We start from the raw sequence: 23,380 nt of genomic DNA on the forward strand, positions 1-23,380 counted from the left end.
TAATTTGTAACATATTACGGGTTGAAAATCAGGTGTTCCTTAAGGTATATTAGAGGTAAGGAGAGCAGGGGATTTGTACGTAAATCAGGGGGGAAAAGAAGAAAAAAGTGAAAGAAACATCAGCAAAATATGAAGGAATTGTAAGATGGATCCGAGAACAGATTGAAGCGGAAGAACTGCAGCCGGGAGAGCGGATAGAGTCGGAATACCAGCTTTGTGACCGGTTTGGGGTAAGCCGTCAGACCGTCAGACATGCGATCGCTGTTCTGGAAAAAGAAGGTATGATCGAGAAACGCCGTGGAAGTGGGACCTATATAAAGGAAAGCGGCATCATCGGGGTCAGACGAAAAAAAACGATGCAGATCGCAGTGATGACAACCTTTGTTCAGGAATATATTTTTTCTGGTATTATTCAGGAAATCGAGAACAAGATGTCACGCGCCGGATATGGAATCCAGATTTCCATCACCAACAATTCTGTAGAAAAAGAACGTTTTATATTGAAAAGCATTCTGGATAAGAAAAGAGTGGATGGAATTATAGCGGAACCGACAAAGAGTGGCCTTCCTAATCCAAATCTCGATCTGTACAGGCAGATCATGGAGCAGGGAATCCCGGTGATCTTTATCAACAGCTATTATCCGGAACTGAAAGCGCCGCATGTAAGTCTTGATGACAAGATGGCAGGGAAGATGGCGACGAAATATCTGATCCAGTGCGGACACCGTGAGATCGCAGCGATTTTCAAGGCAGATGACGGGCAGGGACACAGAAGGTATGCCGGTTATATCGAAGCTTTAATGGAAGCAGATATCAGGATCGAAGATAAACGGATTGTCTGGATTGATACCGAAGATGTGCGCAATCGCAATATGCGTGAGGAGAGCAGCTGGATTTTAAGAAGGATTCAGGGATGTACGGCATGTGTATGCTACAACGATGAGGTTGCGAGCAACCTTGCGGCGACATGTCTGGAACAGAAGATCAAAGTGCCGGACAAGATGTCGATCATTGGAATCGATGATTCTGATCTGGCAAATTATTGCGAAGTACCGCTCGCTTCTGTGAAGAATCCGATCCGGGAGCTAGCGAAGAAGGCAGCAGAAGAGATCCTTGATCTTATGCAGGAGAAAGAAGTGCCGGACAGTGTAGAACTGAAACCGGAGATTATCAACCGGAGTTCTGTAAAAATCATCAAATAAAAATATTTATCAAATCAAATATATTTTATGAAAGGAAAGGTAAAGAAAAATGAGTGATGTAAAAAGTATGATCGAAGCAGGAAAGACTTCTCTTGGAATCGAGTTTGGTTCCACACGAATCAAAGCAGTTCTGGTAGGAGAAGATAATGCACCGATTGCTTCGGGAAGCCATGAATGGGAGAACCGTCTTGACAACGGTGTCTGGACTTACACATTAGAGGATATCTGGACAGGTCTTCAGGACTGCTACAGAGATCTTGCCGTAGATGTGAAGAAGCAGTATGACGTAGAGCTTACTACTGTCGGAACACTTGGATTCAGTGCCATGATGCATGGATATATGGTATTTGACAAAGCAGGAGAACAGCTTGTACCGTTCCGTACATGGAGAAATACAATGACAGAGCAGGCAGCAAAAGAACTGACAGAATTATTCCGTTTCAATATGCCACAGAGATGGAGCGGAGCACATCTGTATCAGGCAATCCTGAACAAAGAAGAACATGTAAAGGATATTGATTTTATTACAACGCTTGCAGGTTATGTACACTGGAAACTGACAGGAGAGAAAGTCCTTGGCGTTGGTGACGCATCCGGAATGTTCCCGATCGACAGCACAACACGTAACTGGAATAAAGAGATGCTTGCCAAGTTCGATGAACTGGTTGCACCGAAAGGATATCCTTGGAAAGTAGAAGATATCCTTCCAAAAGTCCTGGTTGCAGGTGAAAAGGCAGGAACACTTACCGAAGAAGGTGCAAAGCTTCTGGACCCAACAGGAAAGCTTCAGGCAGGCATTCCGGTATGCCCTCCGGAAGGTGATGCAGGAACCGGTATGGCAGCTACGAATAGCGTCAGAATCCGCACCGGTAATGTATCAGCAGGAACCAGTGTATTTGCAATGGTTGTTCTTGAAAAAGCACTTGAGAAAGTACATGAAGAGATCGATATGGTAACAACACCTGCAGGAGATGCCGTGGCAATGGTTCACTGCAACAACTGTACTTCAGATCTGAATGCATGGGTAAATATTTTCAAAGAATTTGCAGAAGCATTCGGTATGAAAGTCGATATGAACGATCTGTTTGGAACTCTTTACAACAAAGCTCTGGAAGGTGACGCAGACTGTGGCGGTCTGATGTCTTATAACTTCTTCGCAGGAGAACCGGTTGTTGGATTTGACGAAGGACGTCCGTTATTTGTTCGTATGCCAGACAGCAAATTCAATCTTGCAAACTTCATGAGAGCAAATTTATATGCATCTCTGGAAGTCCTGAAAGTCGGAATGGACATTCTTCTGAAAGAAGAGAAGGTAGCCGTTGATGAGATTCTCGGACACGGTGGACTCTTTAAGACAAAAGGCGTTGGACAGAGCATCCTGGCAGCAGCACTTGACACACCGGTATCTGTTATGGAGACAGCCGGAGAAGGCGGAGCATGGGGAATCGCACTTCTTGCATCTTACATGAACAACAAGGCAGAAGACGAAGCCCTGGATGATTATCTGGATGCAAAAGTATTTGCAGGACAGAAGGGTACAAAGATGGATCCGGATCCGAAGGATGTAGAAGGATACAATACATTTATCGAACGCTTCAAGAAGACGCTTCCGATCATGAAAGCTGCAACAGAGACTATGAAATAGAACCCGAAATATTTTACATAAACACAGTAGGAGGCTAAAGCAATGTTAGAAGAACTGAAAAAAGAGGTTTATGAAGCCAATATGCTTCTGCCTAAGTATGGACTTGTCACATTTACCTGGGGCAATGTCAGCGGAATCGACCGCGAAAGCGGGCTTGTTGTGATCAAACCGAGCGGTGTGGATTACGACAAAATGACAGCAGAAGACATGGTTGTTGTAGACCTGGAAGGAAACCGCGTGGAAGGCAACTTAAATCCGTCTTCTGATACGGCAACACATCTGGAACTCTACAAAGCGTTCCCGGATATGGGTGGTATCGTCCATACACATTCCCCATGGGCAACCAGTTGGGCACAGGCAGGAAGAGGAATCCCTTGCTACGGAACCACACATGCCGACTATATGTACGGTGAGATCCCATGTGTCCGCAATCTGACAAAAGAAGAAATCGACGAAGCATATGAGAAGAATACAGGAGTTCTCATTGTGGAACATTTCAAAGGTACAGAATACATGGCAATGCCTGCAGTACTCTGCAAGAACCACGGACCATTCACCTGGGGAACCGATCCACACAATGCAGTACATAATGCAGTCGTACTCGAAGAAGTAGCCAAAATGGCAGCCCGTTGCGAAATGATCAATCCAGACGTAAAACCTGCCCCACAGGAATTACAGGATAAACACTATTACAGAAAACATGGTAAGGACGCGTACTACGGACAATAAGCTGTGCTCGTGAGATGGGTCACATAGCGTAGTAAATTATTCGACACATGAATTTAGTGCGTTGCCTGTTCGGCGCACTTAGCGAGCGGGAGCGTATGCGACTGAGAGCTTAGTAAGACCGAACTTGTGTTGGAGAGATAGCGTAAATCAATCAACAAAGAAATCAAATAAAAAGGAGAATAAAAACATGTTAGTACAGAAAGATTACAAATTTTGGTTTTGCACAGGATCACAGGATTTATACGGAGATGAATGCCTCGCACACGTAGCAGAACATTCACAGATCATCGTAAAAGCCCTCAACGAATCAGGAATTCTTCCATACGAAGTAGTCTGGAAACCAACTCTGATCACGAATGAAGTAATCAGAAGAACCTTCAACGAAGCAAATACAGATGAAAACTGTGCAGGTGTTATTACATGGTGTCATACATTCTCACCGGCAAAATCATGGATCCTCGGATTAAAGGAACTGAGAAAACCATTACTGCACCTTCACACACAGTTCAACCGTGAAATCCCATACGACACCATCGATATGGACTTCATGAATGAGAACCAGGCAGCTCATGGCGACCGTGAATTCGGACATATTTTCACACGCCTTCATAAGAACCGTAAAGTCATCATGGGTTACTGGGAAGACAAAGAAACACAGGAAAGAATCGGTGACTGGATGCGTACAGCAGTTGGTGTCATCGAAAGCAGCCATGTACGTGTTATGCGTGTAGCTGACAACATGAGAAACGTTGCCGTAACAGAAGGTGACAAAGTAGAGGCTCAGATCAAATTCGGATGGGAAGTTGATGCTTACCCGGTAAATGAAGTTGCTGACGCAGTAGCTCAGGTTGGACAGGGTGATGTAAATGCACTTGTTGAAGAATACTATGACAAATATCAGATCCTTCTGGAAGGAAGAGATGAAGCTGAATTCAGAAAACATGTAGCAGTTCAGGCTCAGATCGAACTTGGATTTGAAAGATTCCTTGAAGCGAACAATTATCAGGCAATTGTTACACACTTCGGAGATCTCGGATCACTTCAGCAGCTGCCGGGACTTGCAATGCAGAGACTGATGGAAAAAGGATATGGTTTCGGTGCGGAAGGTGACTGGAAGACAGCAGCTATGGTTCGTGTAATGAAGATCATGACACAGGGTAAGAAAGATGCAAAGGGAACTTCCTTCATGGAAGATTACACATACAATCTTGTACCTGGAAAAGAAGGTATCCTGGAAGCTCATATGCTGGAAGTTTGCCCGACAATCGCAGATGGACCGATCAGCATCAAGTGCCAGCCGCTTAGCATGGGTGACAGAGAAGATCCTACACGTCTTGTATTTACAGCCAAAGAAGGACCGGCTGTTGCAACATCGCTTGTTGATCTTGGCGACAGATTCCGTCTGATCATCAACAGCGTAGACTGCAAGAAGACAGAAAAACCGATGCCGAAGCTTCCGGTTGCAACTGCATTCTGGACACCACAGCCAGACCTCAGAACAGGTGCCGAAGCTTGGATCCTTGCAGGTGGAGCTCACCATACAGCATTCTCTTATGACCTGACACCGGAACAGATGGGTGACTGGGCAGAAGAAATGGGAATCGAAGCTGTTTATATCGATAAAGATACAAAGATCAGAGATTTCAAAAATGAATTAAGATGGAATGAAGCTGCGTATAGAAAATAAATAGTAGCAGATGAATTCTAAGAAATAAACAACCGGGCAGAATCACATTTAAAAGTGAACTGCCTGGTTTTTTGCAACGTATAAAGTTCTAGGTAAAAGTAAAAGTTGAAAAACAGAGCAGTAAAAAAGTTAAATTTTACTAAAGTTATTTATTTCTCCGAAATGTGTGCTATAATGAATTAAATAAATTGCAAAGGAAAGTCATCAAGGGAAAATGCATTAAGGCAATATTGAAAGAAAATAAAAAGAAAGAGAAATAATGGGGGAAGGACATGGCGACGATTAAGGACATTGCGGCAAAAGCGGGGGTTTCCATAGCGACAGTATCCAGAGTGTTGAATCATGATGAAACTTTGAATGCGCAGGATGAGACAAAAAAAAGAATTTTTGAAATTGCAGAGGAATTAGAATACGAAGTACGCGCACAGAAAAAACGCAGGCGAAAACTGAAGATAGGTGTATTTTATTCTTATTCTCCTGAAGAAGAACTTCAGGATCCTTATTATCTTTGTATCAGGCTTGCTATAGAAAAAAAACTGGAAGAAGAAGGATATACAAAGGTGATTGTGAAACTGGATGATTCGCCGGAGATGATCAACGGATTAGATGGTGTAATCTGTACCGGTACATTCACAAAAAAAATGGTAGAAGCAATAGAGATATGGGAATGCCCGGTTATATTTATTGATGCAGATCCAAACCCAAAGAGATTCGATTCAATTGTGGTAGACTATAGACGGGCAGTAGAAGAGATTGTTTCCTATCTGGTAGGGTGTGGACATACGAAAATAGGGATGATCGGCTGTCGAGAAGTTGATAAGGAGGGGGATGAAGTACTGGATACGAGAATACAGCATTTTCAGAACGCTTTGAAAAAACGGGGACTGTATCACCCGGAATATACAAAGTTTGGCGCTTATTATGCAAAATATGGATACAAACTTCTGAAAGAGTTTTACGAGGAAGGGAATCTGCCGACTGCCTTGTTTGTTGCGAATGATTCGATGGCAGCAGGAAGTTATCGGGCTGCATATGAACTTGGACTTAAAATACCGGATGATATCAGTATTATTGGCTTTAATGATATCCCAACTGCGAAATACATGGTTCCTCCACTTACTACGGTGAGATTGTACATGGAGTTCATGGGAGAATATGCAGTAAAACTTCTGGAAGAGCGAATTATACATGGAAGAGAGATTTGTGTAAAAGTTTCAATCCCGACTAAACTTTATATACGTGACAGTGTTAAAAAATTTTAATAAGGTAAAAAAGTAAGAGGCTATGGAACGGAGAATGTCCTATAGTCTCTTTATGTATATAGATCGAGTGATGACAGATTGTTTTGTTATGATTTTTTAGCTAAAAATAAAGAGTTAAAATCAATCAAGTAAAAACAGACAACTTTATTTAAAATAAAAATATAGTTTTACCAAGATAAAAATTGTGAAAAGTATATAAAAATATGGTGTAAATAATATGTAAAATAGAGAAAAAATATTTATAGGGTAAAAAGTATTTACATTTAACCAGTAAAATAGTATAGTGGTTTTACCAAATAAAATGAGTGAATCAAAGGAGGAAATGATTTATGAAGAGGAAAATTGCAGTAATGTGCGTACTTGCACTTACAGGAACAATGATGCTGACTGCTTGTGGAAACAAGAAAGACAGTAATAATGGAAAGACAAGTGACGGAAAGACAGCAATACGTTTTGCAACATGGGATGTAGCTGATGATGTAGATGCTCAGCAGAAACTTGTAGATAAATTTAATGAGGAACATGATGACATTGAAGTAACACTGGAAGCATACGGAAGTGATTTTGATACAAAGATCAGTGCAGGTATGGGATCTGGAGATACACCGGATGTTATGTATATGTGGAACTACCCGGCATATGCAGATGGTCTTGAACCTCTGGATGAGTATATCGACAAAGAAGGCGATGACTATAAGAATGATTTCTACAGCACACTGTGGAATTACAACTCATTAGACGGAACAACATATGGTATTCCAGTGGGATTTACAACACATTCACTTTTCTATAACAAAGACCTTTTTGCACAGGCTGGTGTAGAAGAACCTACAGATGACTGGACATGGTCGGATCTTCAGGCAGCTGCCAAGACAATTGAAGAAAAGACAGGTCAGAAAGGTTTTGCATTCCAGATGAAACCAGATCCGTATGATTTTGAAATGTATCTGTGGAGCAATGGAACTGCTTATTGTGACGAAGACGGACAGATGGCAGGTCAGATTGATTCAAAAGAATCTCAGGAAGTATTTAAAATGTTCCAGGATATGGAAAAAGACGGATATGCAATTGCAACAGAAAAGAACGGAACTGATGAATTCCGTGCCGGTACAGCAGCAATGTATGTATATGGATCATGGTCAATTGCTTCTCTTAATGAGGATGGAATGAATTATGGTGTGGCAAAAATTCCTTCTTTTGACGGAAAGACCTCTGTAAGTATTCTGAGCTCTTCAGGACTTTCTATTTCAAAGGACAGCAAGAATAAAGATGCTGCATGGGAATTTGTAAAATACTGGACAGGCGAAGAATGCAACAAAGCAAGAATCGGTATGGAACTTCCGGTACTTAACAGTGTTGTAGAATCTGAAGGTATCATGGATGAACCAGAATATGCACCATTCTATGAGATGCTTGAGCAGAGTGACGGACATACTCCGGCAAGCTTCCTGATTGAAGACTGGTCAGAAATTTCAGAAAACCTCAGCTTATCATTTGAACAGATTTTCAATCCAAGCTCATACATGGATGTAAAAGATGTTTTAAAAGAGGCAGCAGACGCACAGTAATAGCATACAAACAAACCGGCGCCGGAACAATTTATGATTCCGGCGCCGATAAATAGGAGAGAAGAAAAATGAAGCAGAGAAAATTCCTGAAGACGGCCACACCGTATTTGTTTATTATGCCGTGGATTATCGGGTTCCTTGTATTTACAATCGGTCCCCTGATTCTGTCTTTGATCATGAGCTTTTTTGACTGGCCGCTTACCACAGCACCAACATTCAGGGGACTTGGAAACTATATTGATATGTTTACAAAGGACAAACAGTTCTGGAAATCCCTTATAATCAGTTTGAAATATGCGGCAATTTTTGTACCGCTTAACATGATTATTGCATTGTTCCTTGCAATGCTGATTACACAGCCGGTTAAAGGAGTAAAAGTATTCCGTACAATTTTCTATATTCCGGCAGTTATCTCAGGTGTAGCGGTTTCTATCATCTGGGGATGGATCCTCAACGGAGATTATGGCGTACTGAATTATCTGTTATCTCTTCTGGGAATCAAAGGACCGAAGTGGCTGGTTGATCCGGCATGGGCACTCCTTGCAGTTATAATTGCAAGTGCGTTTGGTGTTGGAACGATGATGCTTATCTTCTACACAGATATCAAAAATATTCCGGTTGATGTATACGAAGCTGCATCTATTGATGGAGCAGGTCCTGCAAGAAAATTTTTCAGTATTACACTTCCGATTATTACACCTACAATTTTATTTAACCTGATTACGTCAATTATCAGTTCTTTCCAACAGGTAACATTGGTTATGCTTCTTACCGGAGGCGGACCGCTTAAATCTACCTACTTCTATGGACTGTATACATACAATAACGCATTCAAACATCACAAACTTGGATATGCCAGTGCAAACGCATGGGTAATGTTTATCATCATTCTGCTGCTGACTGCCGTGGTATTCAAGTCATCATCCGCATGGGTATTCTATGAGACAGAAGCTAAAAACAGCGGAGCAAAGAAAACAAAAAAGAAAAAAGGGGGTAGAAAGTAATGAAGATGTCTAAAAAATCAAAAATTGTAATTTACATATTACTCGGACTGGTAGCCATTTACTTTCTTGCACCGTTTATTTACATGCTGTTTTCTGCATTTAAGACAGAAGGAGAAGCAATTGCATATCCGCCGAAACTTCTGCCGGCAGAATGGCATTTTGAGAACTTTATTAATGCATGGAAATCACAGCCGTTTGGAACATATCTTTGGAATTCAATCCTTGTAACAGTTCTGACAACAGTCGGACAGGTTCTTTCATGTTCACTGGTTGCTTATGGATTTGCAAGATTTAACTTTAAAGGAAAAAATATCCTCTTTATGATCCTGCTTTCAACAATGATGATTCCATGGGATGTTACCATGATTCCGCAGTACATGGAATTCAACTTATTCGGATGGATCAATACACTGAAGCCGCTGATCGTGCCGGCATGGTTCGGATCTGCCTATTATGTATTCCTGATGAGACAGTTCCTTATGGGAATCCCGAAGGATTTTGAGGAAGCAGCACGAATTGACGGCGCAAATCAGTTCCAGATTTACTGGAAGATTTTCATGCCGATCATGAAACCTTCATTGATTCTTGTCGGTGTACTTAATATGCTGACTGTATGGAATGACTATCTTGGACCACTCATTTTCTTACAGGACAGAAGCAAATATACATTGGCACTTGGACTTGCTTCATTTAAAGGAGTTCACAGTACACAGATTATTCCGATGCTCTGTATTACGATTATTATGATTATTCCGCCGATCATTATTTTCATTATCGCGCAGAAATATATTGTTGAAGGAACCAGTGGTTCTATCAAATAGACAGGCGTATGGAGCGGTCAGGCAGACTGTATCTGTCTGACCGCTGTTGCTGTCTTATATGGGATACCACTTGAGAGGAGAAAATTATGGCAAGAAAAAAAGTAAAAAGATGGGAAGACCATCGGATTACCGGAATTGGGAGAAGAGAAGCACGAACGGCTTTTTATAAAGATTCGCAAAAGAAAATCAGTTTAAATGGAGAATGGGATTTTAAATATGTTGATGCACCGGAATTATCGCCGGAAGGATTTGAACAGTCGGGGGCATGTGAAGGATGGGATAAGATTGATGTTCCGTCCGTATGGCAACTTAGAGGGTATGACAAGATGCATTACACAGATGTGTTATATCCATTTCCGGTAAACCCACCGCATGTACCAGATGAAAATCCAACTGGAATTTATAAAAAGACAGTTGTATTAGATGAACAGTGGATGGAAAAAGACACGGTTCTGAAATTCCATGGTGTTGACAGTGCATTTGATGTATGGGTAAATGGAAAACATGTTGGATTTGGAAAAGTCAGCAGACTGCCTTCAGAATTTGACATTACCGGGTTTGTAAAAACAGGTGAAAATGACATTACCGTTCGTGTATACAAGTGGTCAGACGGTACTTATCTGGAAGATCAGGATATGTGGTGGTTATCAGGAATCTACAGGGATGTAGAACTGATCAATGAGGAAAAGAATGCAGTTCTGGATCTTCGTGTAAATGGAACACTGGATGACAGCTACAAAAATGGTTTTTTTACAGCTGGAATTACAATGAAACAGGCTGGTACAAATCTTGGCTGGAAGCTTTCTTATAAAGGAAAGACTGTTCTTGAAGGTGAACTTGTTTCGGAAGGAAAAGATATATGTATTGAGGCTGAGATCCCGGAAGTTCATACATGGACAGCCGAGACACCTGAGTTATATGAATTTACAGTAATGACAGAAAATCAGGAAGTAACAGTCAGATGTGGATTCCGCAAAATCGAGATCAAAGATAAGAACTTCCGTGTCAATAATCAGGTAATCCTTCTGAACGGAGTCAATCATCATGATTATAATCCGAGAGAAGGAAGAAGAGTGACAAGAGAGCAGATGGAATCAGATATTCGTCTGATGAAACAGTACAATATCAATGCTGTTCGTTGCTCGCATTATCCGGCAAATGAATATTTTTATGATCTGTGTGACGAATATGGACTTTATGTGATCAATGAAGCAGACCTGGAATGCCATGGATTTGAATGGGTAGAAAATTACACATGGATCACAGATGATGAGACCTGGAAAGATGCTTACGTAGACCGTAGTGTCCGTATGGTAAAGAGAGATAGAAATCATCCATCGATTATTATGTGGTCTATGGGAAATGAATCCGCATTCGGATGCAATTTCCGCAGTGCAGCAGAAGCAATCCGTGAGTTGGATGATACCAGACTGGTTCATTACGAGGGAGATTTTGAGGCAGAAGTGACAGACGTATATTCTACGATGTATACCAGACTGAAAGGTCTCAAAGAGATTGCAGAATATCAGATCAAAGGGGATAAGCCACACGTAATGTGTGAATATGGACATGCGATGGGAAATGGTCCTGGAGGATTAAAAGCATACCAGGATATGTATCGCAAGTACAAACGTCTTCAGGGTGGATTTCTCTGGGAGTGGTATGATCATGGAATTTACACTGAAGAAAAGGATAAGAAATATTATAAATATGGTGGAAATTATGGAGATTTTCCAACAAACGGTAACTTCTGCATCGATGGGATTTTGATGCCGGACAGAACACCGTCTCCGGGAATGGAAGAATACAAACAGATCATTGCACCAGTAGAAATTACAGCTGTTGAAGGAAGTATGAACAAGCTTCAGATCCGGAATTATTATGATTTCCTGAATCTGGATACGACAACACTTTATTGGGAAGTAAAAGCGGAAGATCAGACGATACAGGACGGAACCGTTGAAGGACTTTCGGTTGCTCCGCATGAAGGCAAGATCATTGCCCTACCAATTACAGCATTTGAATTACAGGAAAATACAGACTATTATCTGAATCTGACTGTATGTCAGAAAGAAGAAAGAAACTATGCACCAGCAGGGTATGAAATCAAGAAAGTCCAGATTCCGATGCAGATCCGAAAAGATGGATTTTCGGTAAGAGAAACAGCTGATAAGCTTCAGGTAACAGAAGGACAGGGGGGTCTTACTGTAGAAAACAGCCGTGTGACAGCAAAATTCAGTACTGTATTTGGAAAATTGATTTCTTTTGGAAAAGATGGAAAAGAGTATCTGACTGAAGGACCGAGAATGAATGTATACCGTGCAACAATCGATAACGATATGTACAAGAAAGAGGACTGGATGAATAAATATTTTATTCAGAAACCGGTAGAAGAGACAGAATATGTCAGCTGTCTGAAAGAAGACGATAAGGTGATCGTCCGGATCGGAACATTCTTCAGTTGCTATAACCAGTCCTGGGGATTTGAATGTGATTACACTTATACGGTTTATTCTTGTGGACAGATGAAGGTGGAAATTCAGGGAAAAGCTGTTCAGAGAGGAAAACTGGAACCAGCATTCTTACCACGTATCGGAGTCATTATGAAAGGAAATAAAAACTTTCAGAAGACGATGTGGTATGGTATGGGACCTGGTGAGAGTTATGTAGACAGTAAGGCTGCATCTATTATGGGAATTTACGAAAATACAGTTGACGGAATGATGACAGATTATGTATTCCCACAGGAAAACGGACATCATGAACAGGTGAAATGGTTCCGTATTGGAGATGGAAAAGATGGTCTGTTATGCAAGATGGAGGAGAAGCTTGGTCTGAACCTTGCTAATTATACCGATGAAAGTCTGGAAAAAGCACAGCATCCATTTGAAATTGAAAAAGCGGATGATGTGATTATCCATCTGGATTATCGCCAGTCAGGACTTGGAAGCAACAGCTGTGGAGAAGAACAGTTGGAAGAAAATAAAGTAAAACTTCAGGATTTTGCAATGGCATTTACTGTGCAGGCAGCAGAATGCGGAACCGAAATCCGGAAAGCAAGAAAACAGTATATCGATTAAGAATAAAGGAGACAATCATATATGAGCAGAGAAATGTTTTCAGGAAATCTGAGAAACAGATTACATAGCGATGAATGGCTCATCTGGCAGGATCAGTATGAGGCAAAAGAGAATCTCAAATATGAGAGTTTGTTTGCACTTTCCAATGGCTACCTCGGAATCCGGGGAAGTCATGAGGAAGGAACAAAGATTACACTTCCATATCTTTATATCAATGGAGTGTTTGACAAGTCAGAGACATTTATGCGTGAACTTTCCACACTTCCGAACTGGCTTGGAATCAGACTTTATGTAGAAAAAGAATTGATTGGAATTGAAGACTGTGAAATTTTGGAATTTTCAAGAGTGCTTGATATGAAAGGAGCTTTTCTTGGAAAGAGAGTTCGTCTGAAGGACTCAAAAGGAAGAGAGACTTTGATCGAAGGAATCCGGTTTGTGAGCAGAAACAATGTACACAGGATGGGAATCCGGCTTTATGTGACACCGCTCAACTACAGTGGAATTATTGAAGTAGAAAGTATTATTGATGGTACGATCATTAATTTTTATGATGCACCACGCTTTAAGGTAAAACATACTTATATGACAGCGAATGAAAAGCTGGCAGCAGATGGATGTTATGTGGAAGTTGCAACCAGAGAAAATCATCTGCATGTAGGTTGTGGATGCCGTATCGAAGCTTATGCAGATGGAAAACAGATTCTTGGAAACAGAATGATAAGCAGATTTGGTGAGCAGAGTGTGGAATTTGGTGATATCCATGTAGAAGAAGGAAAAGAAGTAGAAATCGTAAAATATGTTTCGATGTATACAGAAAGAGAATGCCCGGCTTATGCTCTTCATACAACAATCGAAAAAGAAATTGAAGGATTTGTTGAAACGGGATTTGATCAGGAACTGAAAGCGCATGAAGATGTTTATAAGAATATGTGGGAAAATGCAGATATTCAGATTACAGGGGATGATGAATTGAACCGTGCAGTCCGTTTTAACATCTTCCATCTGATGAGTACGGGAAACGAACATGATGACCATGTGAATGTTGGGGCAAAGCTTTTAACAGGAGAAGAATATGGTGGACATGCTTTCTGGGATACCGAACTTTTTATGCTTCCGTTTTTCTCATGGGTATTTCCGAAGACTGCACAGAATCTGGAAAATTACAGATACCATCTTCTGGATGCAGCGCGTGCAAATGCACATAAGAATGGATATAAAGGAGCACAGTATCCGTGGGAGTCAGCAGATGATGGTACAGAGCAGTGTCCGGACTGGACCATTGAGCCGGATGGGACCTGTTATAGATGTTATGTTGCGGTATATGAGCATCATGTAACAGCAGCAGTTGCTTATGGAATCTATAATTATGTTAAGATCACGCAGGATATGGATTTCCTTTACAGCAAAGGAGCGGAGATTCTGACAGAGACAGCAAGATTTTGGGCAAGCCGCTGTGAGTACAACAAAGAGCAGGATCGTTATGAAATCAATCAGGTAACGGGACCGGATGAATGGCATGAACCGGTTAATAATAACCTCTATACCAATTATCTGGCGAGATGGAATCTCGGATATGTTCTGTCACTGCTTGCATCAATCAAGAAAGAGAATCAGGAAGCGTATGATATCCTGATTGAAAAGACAGGACTTACAGAGGCGGAAACTGCACACTGGAAAGAAGTGCAGGAAAAGATGTATCTGCCAAGAAAAGAAGGCACAAGACTTCTGGAACAGTTTGAAGGATATTTCGAGCTTGATAATGTAACAATCGAAAAATATGATGAGAATGACTGGCCAGTACGTCCGGATGCACTTAAGACAAAAAGAGCAAGAGAGACACAGATCAATAAGCAGGCAGATGTTGTTATGCTGTTACACCTTATGGGAAATGAATTTGATGAAGAAACGATTAAAGAAAACTACGCTTATTACGAAAAGCGTACACTTCATGGTTCTTCATTGAGTCCGAGTATTTTCTCTGTTATGGGGCTTAAAGTAGGGGATGATTCAAAAGCATATCGGTATCTTCGCCGCGCAGCCTTTATTGACCTGTTGAATATGCAGGGAAATACAAGAGAAGGAATCCATGCGGCAAATACTGGTGGAGTATGGCAGACAATTGTATTTGGGTTTGCAGGTGTAGCGCAAAGAGAAGATGGTATGTTGAAAGTTCATCCGAATATGCCAAAGGAATGGCAGGGATTAACATTCCGTCTGCATTATAGAGGGGCATGGCTTGAAATTACGGCGGATGGAAGTAATCAGGCAAAGGTCATTCGTCTTGCAGGAGAACCTGTAGAAGCTGAAATAAATGGAAAAGTAACAACAATCTAAAAAAGAGACGGGAGGATATATGATGAAAAAATGGCTGGCAATCGGAGGACTTATACTGGTTACGGTCATATGGGGAGGCGGCTTTGTCGCAAGTGATATGGCACTGGGAAGCATGAAGCCTTTCCAGATTATGATGGTAAGATTTTTGTTGGCATCTGTGCTGATGGGGATGATCAGCATGGGACAGCATAAAAAAGAAGGGGAACTTGAGAATCGTGCAGGTGCAATAAAAGCAGGTATTCTGATGGGAATTGCACTTTTTGCAGGATTTGCACTTCAGATTATCGGTCTGCAATATACAACACCTTCCAAAAATGCATTCCTTACAGCACTGAATGTAGTTATAGTGCCGTTCATTGCATTTATAATTTTGAAGAAGAAAGTAGGCATGAAAGGAATCATTGGAGCAATCATGTCCGTTATTGGAGTAGCACTGCTTTCTTTGAATGGAAATCTTACACTGAGTCTGGGAGATGGTCTTACACTTCTCTGTGCGGTAGGATTTGCGTTCCAAATCTTTTTTACCGGAGAATTTGTGAAAAAATATCCGGCATCTGTACTGAACATGGTGCAAATGATCACAGCATTTGTATTATCGGCAGTCAGTCTTGTGATTTTTGGAGAGAACGATTTGCAGGTTACAACACAGGGATGGTTAAGTGTTTTGTATCTGGGAGTAATCAGTACGACTGTATGTTATCTGCTCCAGACCGCATGCCAGAAGTATGTAGATGAGACAAAAGCAGCGATTGTACTTTCAATGGAATCTGTATTTGGAACGATTTTTTCTATCATCATTCTGCATGAAGTGATTACACTTCGCATGGTGATCGGATGTGCGATCATCCTGGCCGCTGTCATCATTTCTAACTTGTCTGAAACAGAAGGAGAAGCAAAAGATGAAGAAATACAATGCAGTAATTTTTGATTTGGATGGAGTAATCTGTCATACAGATAAATATCATTATCAAGCATGGAAAGCAGTTGCAGATGAACTGGGAATCTATTTTGATGAAGAAATCAATAACCGACTCAGAGGGGTGAGCCGTATGGAAAGTTTTGAAATTATTCTGGAACGCTATGAAGGAGAAATGAGCGAAGAAGAGAAAGAATGCTGGACAACAAAGAAAAATGATATCTATAAAGAACTTCTGAAAAATATGAGTCCTGCAGATCTGTCTGCAGAAGTAAAGGAAACATTGGATGATCTTCGTGCGAATGGACATAAACTGGCGATTGGATCATCTAGTAAAAACGCAAGATTTATTCTCGGGCAGTTGGGACTTGGAGAGTATTTCGATGCAATTTCAGACGGAAATAATATTTCAAAATCAAAGCCGGATCCGGAAGTATTTGTGAAAGCAGCAGAGTATGTAGACGAACAGGCTGATAAGTGTTTGGTTGTAGAAGATGCAAAAGCAGGACTGCAGGCAGCAATCGCAGGGGGAATGGATTGTGCTGCTATCGGGGATGCAGTTGCAAGCGGACTTGGAACCTATAATCTGTCTGCATTTGCAGATCTTTTGAAAGTTACGGCTAAGTAAGAAAGAAGATGACTAGAATGAATGAAAAATTTTTAAATAACCTTCTTAACAGTATTTCGGTATCGGGTTATGAGGAGCAGGTGCAGGATATTGTAACAGAAGAAATGAAAGAATATACAGATGAGATTCGCCGTGATGAGATGCAAAATCTGACATGTATTCTGAATCCGGAAAACGATGTACGTATCATGCTTTCGGCACATGCAGATGAAATCGGACTTATGATTTCGAACATCCGGGAAGATGGAAGACTGCAGGTGATTGACCGAGGCGGAATTGTTCCGGCAACTTATCCGGGACGTCAGGTGCGTATCAAGACAAAAAACGGAGAGGTTTACGGTGTTGTCGAAGCATATCGTGATTTGTTCAAAGAAGAAAATCTGGGAACAAAACATTTTCTGATCGATATTGGGGCGAAAGATAGAGAAGATGCTTTAAAGAATGTAAGTCTGGGAGATCCGATTGTTCCGGATACACATATTCGTAAGATGAAAAATGGTAAATTTACAGCCAGAGCATTGGATGACAGACTTGGTGTTTATATCATTATGGAAGCAATCAAGAGAGCGAAAGAGCTTGGATGTAAAGTTGGTGTCTATGGAGCTTCTACAACTGGAGAGGAGACAACGAAAACCGGAGCTTTCTGGACAAGTACACGGATTAATCCGACACTTGCGATTGTTGTGGATGTGACTTACACAAGCGACTGCAGTGGAATGAATCCGGCTGAGATGGGAACGGTTCTTCTGGGGGGTGGACCGGTTCTTTGCAACAGTCCGATCGTGGTAAAAACTTTAAATGCCAAAATGGAAGAATGTGCAAAAAAAGTAGGAATTCCAGTTCAGAGAGAAGCTGCAAGCAGGCTTAGTTATACGGATGGAGATAAGATTCATTTTTCAAATCAGGGCGTACCGATGGTATTGGTATCAATCCCGCTTCGTTATATGCACATGCCTGCAGAGGTAGCAGATGAAAAAGATGTGGAAGGTTGTGTGGAATTGATAGCACAGTTTCTTGCAAACTATAATGCGTAGAAAATAAAAAACGGTATTTACTCGTGAAGATGAGTAAATACCGTTTTTTGTATTCTGTCCTGTGAATGAATCGAACGCACATCCACTGGGATAGGATTTAGAAAAATACATTTCCCCCAACGTTGATCCCGGACATTCCGGTACTTGCGCTTCGGAACTGGTAACATCCGCTTACGGATGCAAGCCGTGCTCCGCCGAGTGCTTCCTGAGCGACCTGATAGCATAAGGATACAGGTCCGCGTTGCAAGACGCAGCTTAAGCTTCCGTCCCAGGTTGGAGCAAACTGACCGCTCTGGTAGACGACACCGCTGATCGTATTCGGATACAGCGGACTCGCTACACGGTTCATGATGACTGTAGCAACGGCAAGAATACCGTCATAATTGTAACCGCCGGCTTCACACTGCAGAATTGCAGCAAAGAGAACCAGATCTGTGGTCTCGGCAGGAGTATCCGGAACTGTAATCGTCGTATTGCCGCCGGAACTACCGGAATCCGTGTTCCCGGAGCTGCTTGAAGTATTATTGGAAGCAGTCTGTGCAGCTTCTGCCTGTCGTTGTTGCTCAGCAGCTTCTTCTTCCTGTTTTTTCTTAAGTGCGGCAGCAGCGGCTGCCTGTGCTTCTTTTGCTTTTGCCAGTGCTTCGGATGAAGCCTGAAGTTCACCGGAAGTAGAGGAAATCTTATCATTCAGTTCCTGTTCCTGTTGGTCGAGATTTGTTTTCATCTCTGCCAGAGAAGCCTGCTCTGCTTTCAGATCAGAGTCCTTTTTAGCGACAAGCTCGTGAACCTTCTGTAATTCATCCAGCATATTTCTGTCGTATTCTGTAATGTTCTTGACAAATTCTGCTTTGTTTAAGAAATCTCCCATGCTTTCAGAAGAAAAGATGATCTGCAAGAGTGACGTATTTCCTGTTTCGTACATATATTTGATTCTTTTCTTCATAGCATCATACTGTAACTGCTCGTCCAGTTTTGCGGCGGCAAGATCCAGTTCTGCTTTCTGTACGGAAGCATCCGTATCCTCAATTTTTGATGCAAGATCTGTGATCTCAGCGCTGAGACTTGTGAGGTCCTGATTCAGAGAGTCGAGCTGGTTCTGAAGACCGTTTGTCTGCTTTTCGAGAGAGTCTACAGTGTCATCGGCGTAAGCTTTTGTAAACGGGGAACAGACCAGGGCAGCGGTAAGGAGTGCGATGGTTGTCCTTGAAAATGCTTTTAACCTTTTCTTCATAATTCTTCCTTTCTTCAAAATTGAGCCTTTATCAGTATACTACAAAATGCCTGAATCCGCAAATTTTGTTATACATGCACGGGAAATCGTGCTATACTAAGATTTGAAATGTATTTTTAGCTTTACCATAAATGAGGGAATTATTCATGAAAAAGATAAAAATGATAGGGCTTGATCTGGATGGTACTTTACTGAATGATAAGAAAGAACTGACCAGTCATACAAGAGAAATACTTACACGTGCGATCGATCAGGGAGTAACAGTACTGGTTGCAACAGGACGTCCGGTGACAGGGATCCCGGAAGTGCTCCGGAATTTCCCGGGGATGCGGTACGCACTGACATCGAACGGCGGAAGGATCCTGGATTTACAGGAAGACAAAGTACTTTATGCCAATATGCTCTCTTATGAGATGGGCGCGGCGATCCTTAAGATTTTTGGAGATTATGATACGTTCAAGGAGATTTATTTTGATGGAAGAGGTTTCGTGCAGGCAGATGAACTTCTGAAAGTCGGAGAGTATCTGCGGAATCCTGCGATGGCAGATTATATCCGAACCACCCGCAAAGGCATTACGAGTCTCTGGGAGAAGATGGAAGAGATGAATGGGCATGAGATGGATAAGATCCATGCACTTTTTAAGAATCAGGACGAACGGCTGGAAGCAAAGCAGCGGATCATGGAGCTTGGGGATTTAAGCATCAGTGATTCGATGGGAACGAACCTGGAGATCAATGCACCGGGAGTCAACAAAGGCATGGGACTGATCCAGCTCGGCAGGCTTCTTGGAATTGAACGGGAAGAGATCATGGCATGCGGGGATGGCAACAATGACCTGATGATGTTAAAAGAAGTCGGATTTGGTGTTGCGATGGCAAACGGAGCAGATGAAGTAAAAGAGGTGGCAGATTATATCACTTTGTCCAATGAGGAGGATGGCGTGGCGGCTGCCATTGAAAAATTTGTATTGAATCCCGAGAGGGGATAGAAAGAGGGAAAAATGTTAGATATTTTAATTGCTGTCATTCTGGGTATCGTGGAAGGTATCACAGAATGGCTTCCAATCAGTAGTACAGGGCATATGATCCTGGTAGAGCAGTTCTTACATATGAGTACAAGTCATGAATTCAACAGTATGTTCCGTGTTGTGATCCAGCTCGGTGCGATCATGGCGGTCGTTGTTTTGTATTTCAATAAGCTGAATCCGTTTTCAAAGAGAAAATCAGCGAAGCAGAAGAGAAATACAATCAACCTGTGGTGCAAAATCGTTGTGGCTTGTCTGCCGGCAGCTGTGATCGGGCTGTTATTTGATGATATCCTTGACAAGTATCTTTACAATTATGTAGTTGTTGCACTGATGCTGATCATTTATGGTATCTTCTTCATTCTGATCGAGAAAAAGAATGAACACACCAGACCGCAGGTTACAAAGCTGACAGAGCTTACCTATCAGATGGCACTGATCATCGGAGGCTTCCAGGTCCTGGCACTGATCCCGGGTACTTCACGTTCAGGAGCAACCATCCTTGGAGCACTGCTCATCGGAACTTCCCGCTATGTGGCAACAGAATTTACCTTCTACCTTGCAATCCCGGTTATGTTCGGAGCAAGTATCTTAAAGGTTATCAAATTCGGATTTCATTATACCGCGATCGAAGTGGTCATTTTGCTTGTGGGATGCCTGGTAGCGTTCTTCGTATCCGTATTTGCAATCAAGTTTTTGATGGGATATATCAAGAAGCATGACTTTAAGGCATTCGGTTATTACCGTATTGTACTTGGAGTTCTGGTACTTCTTTATTTCCTGATCTTCGGCTAAAAGAGAATAATCACGAAAAAAAGTGGGAATTTATGCAAAAAAATGTATAAAAACCCACTTTGTTTTTTCTTTATAACATGATAGAATAGGGGAAATGGATAAAATTTGGAGGTTGGTATTATGAAAATGAAAAAAGTAATCAGTGTTGTACTTGCATGTGCATGCGTATTCAGTTTTGCAGCTTGTGGATCAAAGAGTGATTCATCAAAGAGTGACTCTGCAAAATCAGACAAGAAAGAAAAGCTTGTTATGGCTACAAACGCAGAATTCCCACCATTTGAATACTATGACGGAGATGAAGTTGTCGGAATCGATGCAGAATTCGCAGCAGCGATCGCTGACAAACTTGGAATGGATCTGAAGATCGAAGATATGGCATTTGATTCTATTATCCCGGCCGTTCAGAGCGGGAAAGCAGATATCGGAGCAGCAGGTATGACTGTAACAGAAGACCGTGCTACACAGGTTGATTTCTCTGACAGCTATTACACAGGAGTTCAGGTTATCATTGTAACAGATGACAGTGATATTACAGAACCGGATGATCTGAAAGGAAAGAAGATTGGTGTTCAGCAGGGAACAACAGGGGATATTTATTCTACAGATGATTTCGGTGATGATAATGTAGAGCGTTTCAACAAAGGTATGGAAGCTGTACAGGCTCTGCAGCAGGGCAAGATCGATGCAGTGATCATTGATAACCAGCCGGCTAAGACATTCGTAGAAGAAAATGAAGGTCTGAAGATCCTGGAGACTTCTTATGTAGAAGAAGACTATGCACTGGCAATCAAAAAAGGTAATGATGATCTGGTTAAGAAAGTCAATGATGCGATCAAAGAGTTAAAAGAAGATGGAACATTTGATAAAATCGTTGCAAAATATATTACAGACTAATCGGGTACAGACTGGTGGTGTCTTATGAGTGATTTTAAAGCAAGATTTATAATGAATTTTATAAAAGATGACAGATGGCACTACATTGCAGACGGACTTAAGGTTACATTAATTGTAACCTTTTGTGCTGTCCTGATCGGTGTAGTTCTCGGATTCCTTCTGGCAATTGTCCGTTCCACATACGATAAGACCGGCAAGCTGAAGCTCCTGAATCTGATCTGCCAGATTTACATCACGGTCATCCGTGGTACACCGGTTGTTGTACAGCTGCTTATCATTTACTTTGTAATTTTTGCAAGTGTGGATGTCAGTAAGACGATCGTAGCGATTCTGGCATTTGGTATGAACTCCAGTGCTTATGTTGCTGAGATTTTCCGTTCCGGTATTATGGCAGTTGATAACGGACAGTTTGAGGCAGGACGAAGCCTTGGATTTAATTATCGTCAGACAATGATCTATATTATCATGCCGCAGGCGTTTAAAAATGTCCTTCCGGCACTTGGAAACGAATTTATCGTTCTCTTAAAAGAGACTTCTGTTGCCGGATATATTGCCCTTCAGGATCTGACAAAGGGCGGAGATATCATCCGAAGCAGAACCTACGATGCGCTTATGCCACTGATGGCAGTTGCGATCATTTACCTGGTTATGGTTATGATCTTCAGTAAACTGGTAAGTATGCTGGAAAGGAGGTTAAGGAACAGTGACCACTAATGGAGATGTATTGATCCGTGTAGAAAATCTGCAGAAAGCATTTGGCGATTTTCATGCACTGAATGGAATTACAGAAGAGATCCACAAAGGAGAAGTTGTGGTAATCATCGGGCCGTCAGGATCCGGAAAATCTACATTCCTCCGTTCCCTGAACCTTCTGGAGGTGCCGACCGGAGGTCATATTTATTTTGAAGGTGTGGATATTACAGATGCAAAGGTAGATATCGACAAACATCGTCAGAAGATGGGAATGGTGTTCCAGCACTTTAATCTTTTCCCACATAAGACGATTCTTGAAAATATCACACTGGCTCCGATTAAGCTCCTGAAAAAGGATAAAGCAGAGGCAGAAAAAGAAGCAAGAGTACTTCTTAAGAGGGTTGGACTGGAAGAGAAGGCAGATTCTTATCCGTCACAGCTTTCCGGTGGACAGAAGCAGCGGATCGCGATCGTGCGTTCCCTTGCCATGAACCCGGATGTAATACTCTTTGATGAACCGACATCCGCACTGGATCCGGAGATGGTTGGAGAAGTACTGGAGCTGATGAAACAGCTTGCCCAGGAAGGCATGACCATGGTTGTTGTTACACATGAAATGGGATTTGCAAGAGAGGTTGCTGACCGTGTCATGTTTGTGGATGAAGGAAGAGTAAAAGAGCAGGGAACTCCGGAAGAGTTCTTTGCAAATCCTAAGGATGAGCGATTAAAGGAATTCCTGTCAAAGGTTCTGTAAAAATAAAGAAATATAAAAGAAAAAAGTTCTGTTTTCTTAAGAGACAGAACTTTTTTCTTTAAGAATTGCGAAAGACTA

19 protein-coding genes are annotated in these 23,380 nt (G+C 41.7%); 18 read left to right on the forward strand and 1 reads right to left on the reverse strand.

Annotated elements, in window-relative coordinates; genetic code table 11:
• The first annotated feature begins 107 nt into the window (after positions 1 to 107).
• From PGQ33_RS08925 to PGQ33_RS08985, 13 genes are all read left to right on the forward strand, one after another.
• Complete coding sequence (locus PGQ33_RS08925) at positions 108 to 1,202, forward strand: GntR family transcriptional regulator (RefSeq protein WP_117558590.1); 1,095 nt, start codon at positions 108 to 110, stop codon at positions 1,200 to 1,202.
• Positions 1,203 to 1,251: 49 nt separating this feature from the next.
• Positions 1,252 to 2,847, forward strand: coding sequence for a xylulokinase (locus tag PGQ33_RS08930; protein WP_270205612.1), 1,596 nt, complete (start codon positions 1,252 to 1,254; stop codon positions 2,845 to 2,847).
• A gap of 42 nt (positions 2,848 to 2,889) precedes the next feature.
• The gene (araD, locus tag PGQ33_RS08935; protein ID WP_270205613.1) at positions 2,890 to 3,576 is read left to right on the forward strand and encodes an L-ribulose-5-phosphate 4-epimerase; all 687 of its coding nucleotides are present in this window, start codon (positions 2,890 to 2,892) and stop codon (positions 3,574 to 3,576) included.
• A gap of 187 nt (positions 3,577 to 3,763) precedes the next feature.
• Positions 3,764 to 5,263 carry an L-arabinose isomerase gene (gene araA, locus PGQ33_RS08940; RefSeq protein ID WP_022220176.1) on the forward strand — a complete coding sequence of 500 codons (1,500 nt, stop codon included), beginning with the start codon at positions 3,764 to 3,766 and terminating at the stop codon, positions 5,261 to 5,263.
• A 272-nt stretch (positions 5,264 to 5,535) separates the two neighbouring features.
• Entirely contained in the window at positions 5,536 to 6,525 is a 990-nt protein-coding gene (locus tag PGQ33_RS08945; protein WP_270205614.1) for a LacI family DNA-binding transcriptional regulator, read from the forward strand.
• A gap of 329 nt (positions 6,526 to 6,854) precedes the next feature.
• Complete coding sequence (locus PGQ33_RS08950) at positions 6,855 to 8,093, forward strand: ABC transporter substrate-binding protein (RefSeq protein WP_117558541.1); 1,239 nt, start codon at positions 6,855 to 6,857, stop codon at positions 8,091 to 8,093.
• Positions 8,094 to 8,161: 68 nt separating this feature from the next.
• Entirely contained in the window at positions 8,162 to 9,097 is a 936-nt protein-coding gene (locus PGQ33_RS08955) for a carbohydrate ABC transporter permease (RefSeq protein ID WP_117558543.1), read from the forward strand.
• Positions 9,097 to 9,918: a carbohydrate ABC transporter permease gene (locus tag PGQ33_RS08960; RefSeq protein ID WP_022220172.1), complete on the forward strand. Its 822-nt coding sequence runs from the start codon at positions 9,097 to 9,099 to the stop codon at positions 9,916 to 9,918. Before PGQ33_RS08955 ends, PGQ33_RS08960 begins: the two co-directional genes overlap by 1 nt.
• Positions 9,919 to 10,004: 86 nt before the next feature.
• Positions 10,005 to 12,998, forward strand: coding sequence for a glycoside hydrolase family 2 TIM barrel-domain containing protein (locus tag PGQ33_RS08965; RefSeq protein ID WP_117558545.1), 2,994 nt, complete (start codon positions 10,005 to 10,007; stop codon positions 12,996 to 12,998).
• A gap of 21 nt (positions 12,999 to 13,019) precedes the next feature.
• Positions 13,020 to 15,332 carry a glycoside hydrolase family 65 protein gene (locus PGQ33_RS08970; protein ID WP_055249431.1) on the forward strand — a complete coding sequence of 771 codons (2,313 nt, stop codon included), beginning with the start codon at positions 13,020 to 13,022 and terminating at the stop codon, positions 15,330 to 15,332.
• Positions 15,333 to 15,354: 22 nt separating this feature from the next.
• A complete protein-coding gene (locus PGQ33_RS08975; protein WP_195502414.1) occupies positions 15,355 to 16,260 on the forward strand; it encodes a DMT family transporter in 906 nt (301 codons plus the stop codon).
• Positions 16,232 to 16,876 (forward strand): beta-phosphoglucomutase, encoded by a 645-nt coding sequence (pgmB, locus tag PGQ33_RS08980; protein ID WP_022220168.1) that lies wholly within the window; start codon positions 16,232 to 16,234, stop codon positions 16,874 to 16,876. The genes PGQ33_RS08975 and pgmB overlap by 29 nt, the downstream gene beginning before the upstream one ends.
• A 17-nt stretch (positions 16,877 to 16,893) precedes the next feature.
• Complete coding sequence (locus PGQ33_RS08985) at positions 16,894 to 17,910, forward strand: M20/M25/M40 family metallo-hydrolase (RefSeq protein WP_117558549.1); 1,017 nt, start codon at positions 16,894 to 16,896, stop codon at positions 17,908 to 17,910.
• 97 nt (positions 17,911 to 18,007) lie between these two features.
• Here PGQ33_RS08985 and PGQ33_RS08990 read toward each other — a convergent pair whose 3' ends face one another.
• A complete protein-coding gene (locus tag PGQ33_RS08990; RefSeq protein ID WP_270205615.1) occupies positions 18,008 to 19,141 on the reverse strand; it encodes a cell wall hydrolase in 1,134 nt (377 codons plus the stop codon).
• A gap of 146 nt (positions 19,142 to 19,287) precedes the next feature.
• Between PGQ33_RS08990 and PGQ33_RS08995 the strand changes: the two genes are divergently transcribed.
• The 5 genes from PGQ33_RS08995 to PGQ33_RS09015 all read left to right on the forward strand — a co-directional run bounded on the left by PGQ33_RS08995 (position 19,288) and on the right by PGQ33_RS09015 (position 23,302).
• On the forward strand, positions 19,288 to 20,130 hold the full coding sequence (locus PGQ33_RS08995) for a Cof-type HAD-IIB family hydrolase (RefSeq protein ID WP_055249440.1): 843 nt from the start codon (positions 19,288 to 19,290) through the stop codon (positions 20,128 to 20,130).
• Positions 20,131 to 20,142: 12 nt separating this feature from the next.
• Positions 20,143 to 20,961, forward strand: coding sequence for an undecaprenyl-diphosphate phosphatase (locus PGQ33_RS09000; RefSeq protein WP_117823736.1), 819 nt, complete (start codon positions 20,143 to 20,145; stop codon positions 20,959 to 20,961).
• A 120-nt stretch (positions 20,962 to 21,081) separates the two neighbouring features.
• On the forward strand, positions 21,082 to 21,855 hold the full coding sequence (locus PGQ33_RS09005) for a basic amino acid ABC transporter substrate-binding protein (protein WP_008372628.1): 774 nt from the start codon (positions 21,082 to 21,084) through the stop codon (positions 21,853 to 21,855).
• Positions 21,856 to 21,879: 24 nt separating this feature from the next.
• Entirely contained in the window at positions 21,880 to 22,569 is a 690-nt protein-coding gene (locus PGQ33_RS09010; RefSeq protein WP_008372629.1) for an amino acid ABC transporter permease, read from the forward strand.
• A complete protein-coding gene (locus tag PGQ33_RS09015) occupies positions 22,559 to 23,302 on the forward strand; it encodes an amino acid ABC transporter ATP-binding protein (RefSeq protein WP_055261689.1) in 744 nt (247 codons plus the stop codon). The genes PGQ33_RS09010 and PGQ33_RS09015 overlap by 11 nt, the downstream gene beginning before the upstream one ends.
• Positions 23,303 to 23,380 lie beyond the last annotated feature (78 nt).

Origin of the sequence: Coprococcus sp. AM100_B19A (genome assembly GCF_027662015.1) — a bacterium.
GTDB classification, from domain to species: domain Bacteria; phylum Bacillota; class Clostridia; order Lachnospirales; family Lachnospiraceae; genus Allocoprococcus; species Allocoprococcus comes.

What these genes read in the sequence shown, in the direction of transcription:
- araD (WP_270205613.1), top strand. Translation starts at nt 2,890, where the DNA reads ATGTTAGAAGAACTGAAAAAAGAGGTTTATGAAGCCAATATGCTTCTG.
- PGQ33_RS08985 (WP_117558549.1), top strand. Translation starts at nt 16,894, where the DNA reads ATGAATGAAAAATTTTTAAATAACCTTCTTAACAGTATTTCGGTATCG.
- PGQ33_RS08950 (WP_117558541.1), top strand. Translation starts at nt 6,855, where the DNA reads ATGAAGAGGAAAATTGCAGTAATGTGCGTACTTGCACTTACAGGAACA.
- PGQ33_RS08955 (WP_117558543.1), top strand. Translation starts at nt 8,162, where the DNA reads ATGAAGCAGAGAAAATTCCTGAAGACGGCCACACCGTATTTGTTTATT.
- PGQ33_RS08965 (WP_117558545.1), top strand. Translation starts at nt 10,005, where the DNA reads ATGGCAAGAAAAAAAGTAAAAAGATGGGAAGACCATCGGATTACCGGA.
- PGQ33_RS08960 (WP_022220172.1), top strand. Translation starts at nt 9,097, where the DNA reads ATGAAGATGTCTAAAAAATCAAAAATTGTAATTTACATATTACTCGGA.
- PGQ33_RS09000 (WP_117823736.1), top strand. Translation starts at nt 20,143, where the DNA reads ATGTTAGATATTTTAATTGCTGTCATTCTGGGTATCGTGGAAGGTATC.
- PGQ33_RS08945 (WP_270205614.1), top strand. Translation starts at nt 5,536, where the DNA reads ATGGCGACGATTAAGGACATTGCGGCAAAAGCGGGGGTTTCCATAGCG.
- PGQ33_RS08990 (WP_270205615.1), bottom strand. Translation starts at nt 19,141, where the DNA reads ATGAAGAAAAGGTTAAAAGCATTTTCAAGGACAACCATCGCACTCCTT.
- PGQ33_RS08975 (WP_195502414.1), top strand. Translation starts at nt 15,355, where the DNA reads ATGAAAAAATGGCTGGCAATCGGAGGACTTATACTGGTTACGGTCATA.
- PGQ33_RS08930 (WP_270205612.1), top strand. Translation starts at nt 1,252, where the DNA reads ATGAGTGATGTAAAAAGTATGATCGAAGCAGGAAAGACTTCTCTTGGA.
- PGQ33_RS08970 (WP_055249431.1), top strand. Translation starts at nt 13,020, where the DNA reads ATGAGCAGAGAAATGTTTTCAGGAAATCTGAGAAACAGATTACATAGC.
- pgmB (WP_022220168.1), top strand. Translation starts at nt 16,232, where the DNA reads ATGAAGAAATACAATGCAGTAATTTTTGATTTGGATGGAGTAATCTGT.
- araA (WP_022220176.1), top strand. Translation starts at nt 3,764, where the DNA reads ATGTTAGTACAGAAAGATTACAAATTTTGGTTTTGCACAGGATCACAG.
- PGQ33_RS08995 (WP_055249440.1), top strand. Translation starts at nt 19,288, where the DNA reads ATGAAAAAGATAAAAATGATAGGGCTTGATCTGGATGGTACTTTACTG.
- PGQ33_RS09010 (WP_008372629.1), top strand. Translation starts at nt 21,880, where the DNA reads ATGAGTGATTTTAAAGCAAGATTTATAATGAATTTTATAAAAGATGAC.
- PGQ33_RS09005 (WP_008372628.1), top strand. Translation starts at nt 21,082, where the DNA reads ATGAAAATGAAAAAAGTAATCAGTGTTGTACTTGCATGTGCATGCGTA.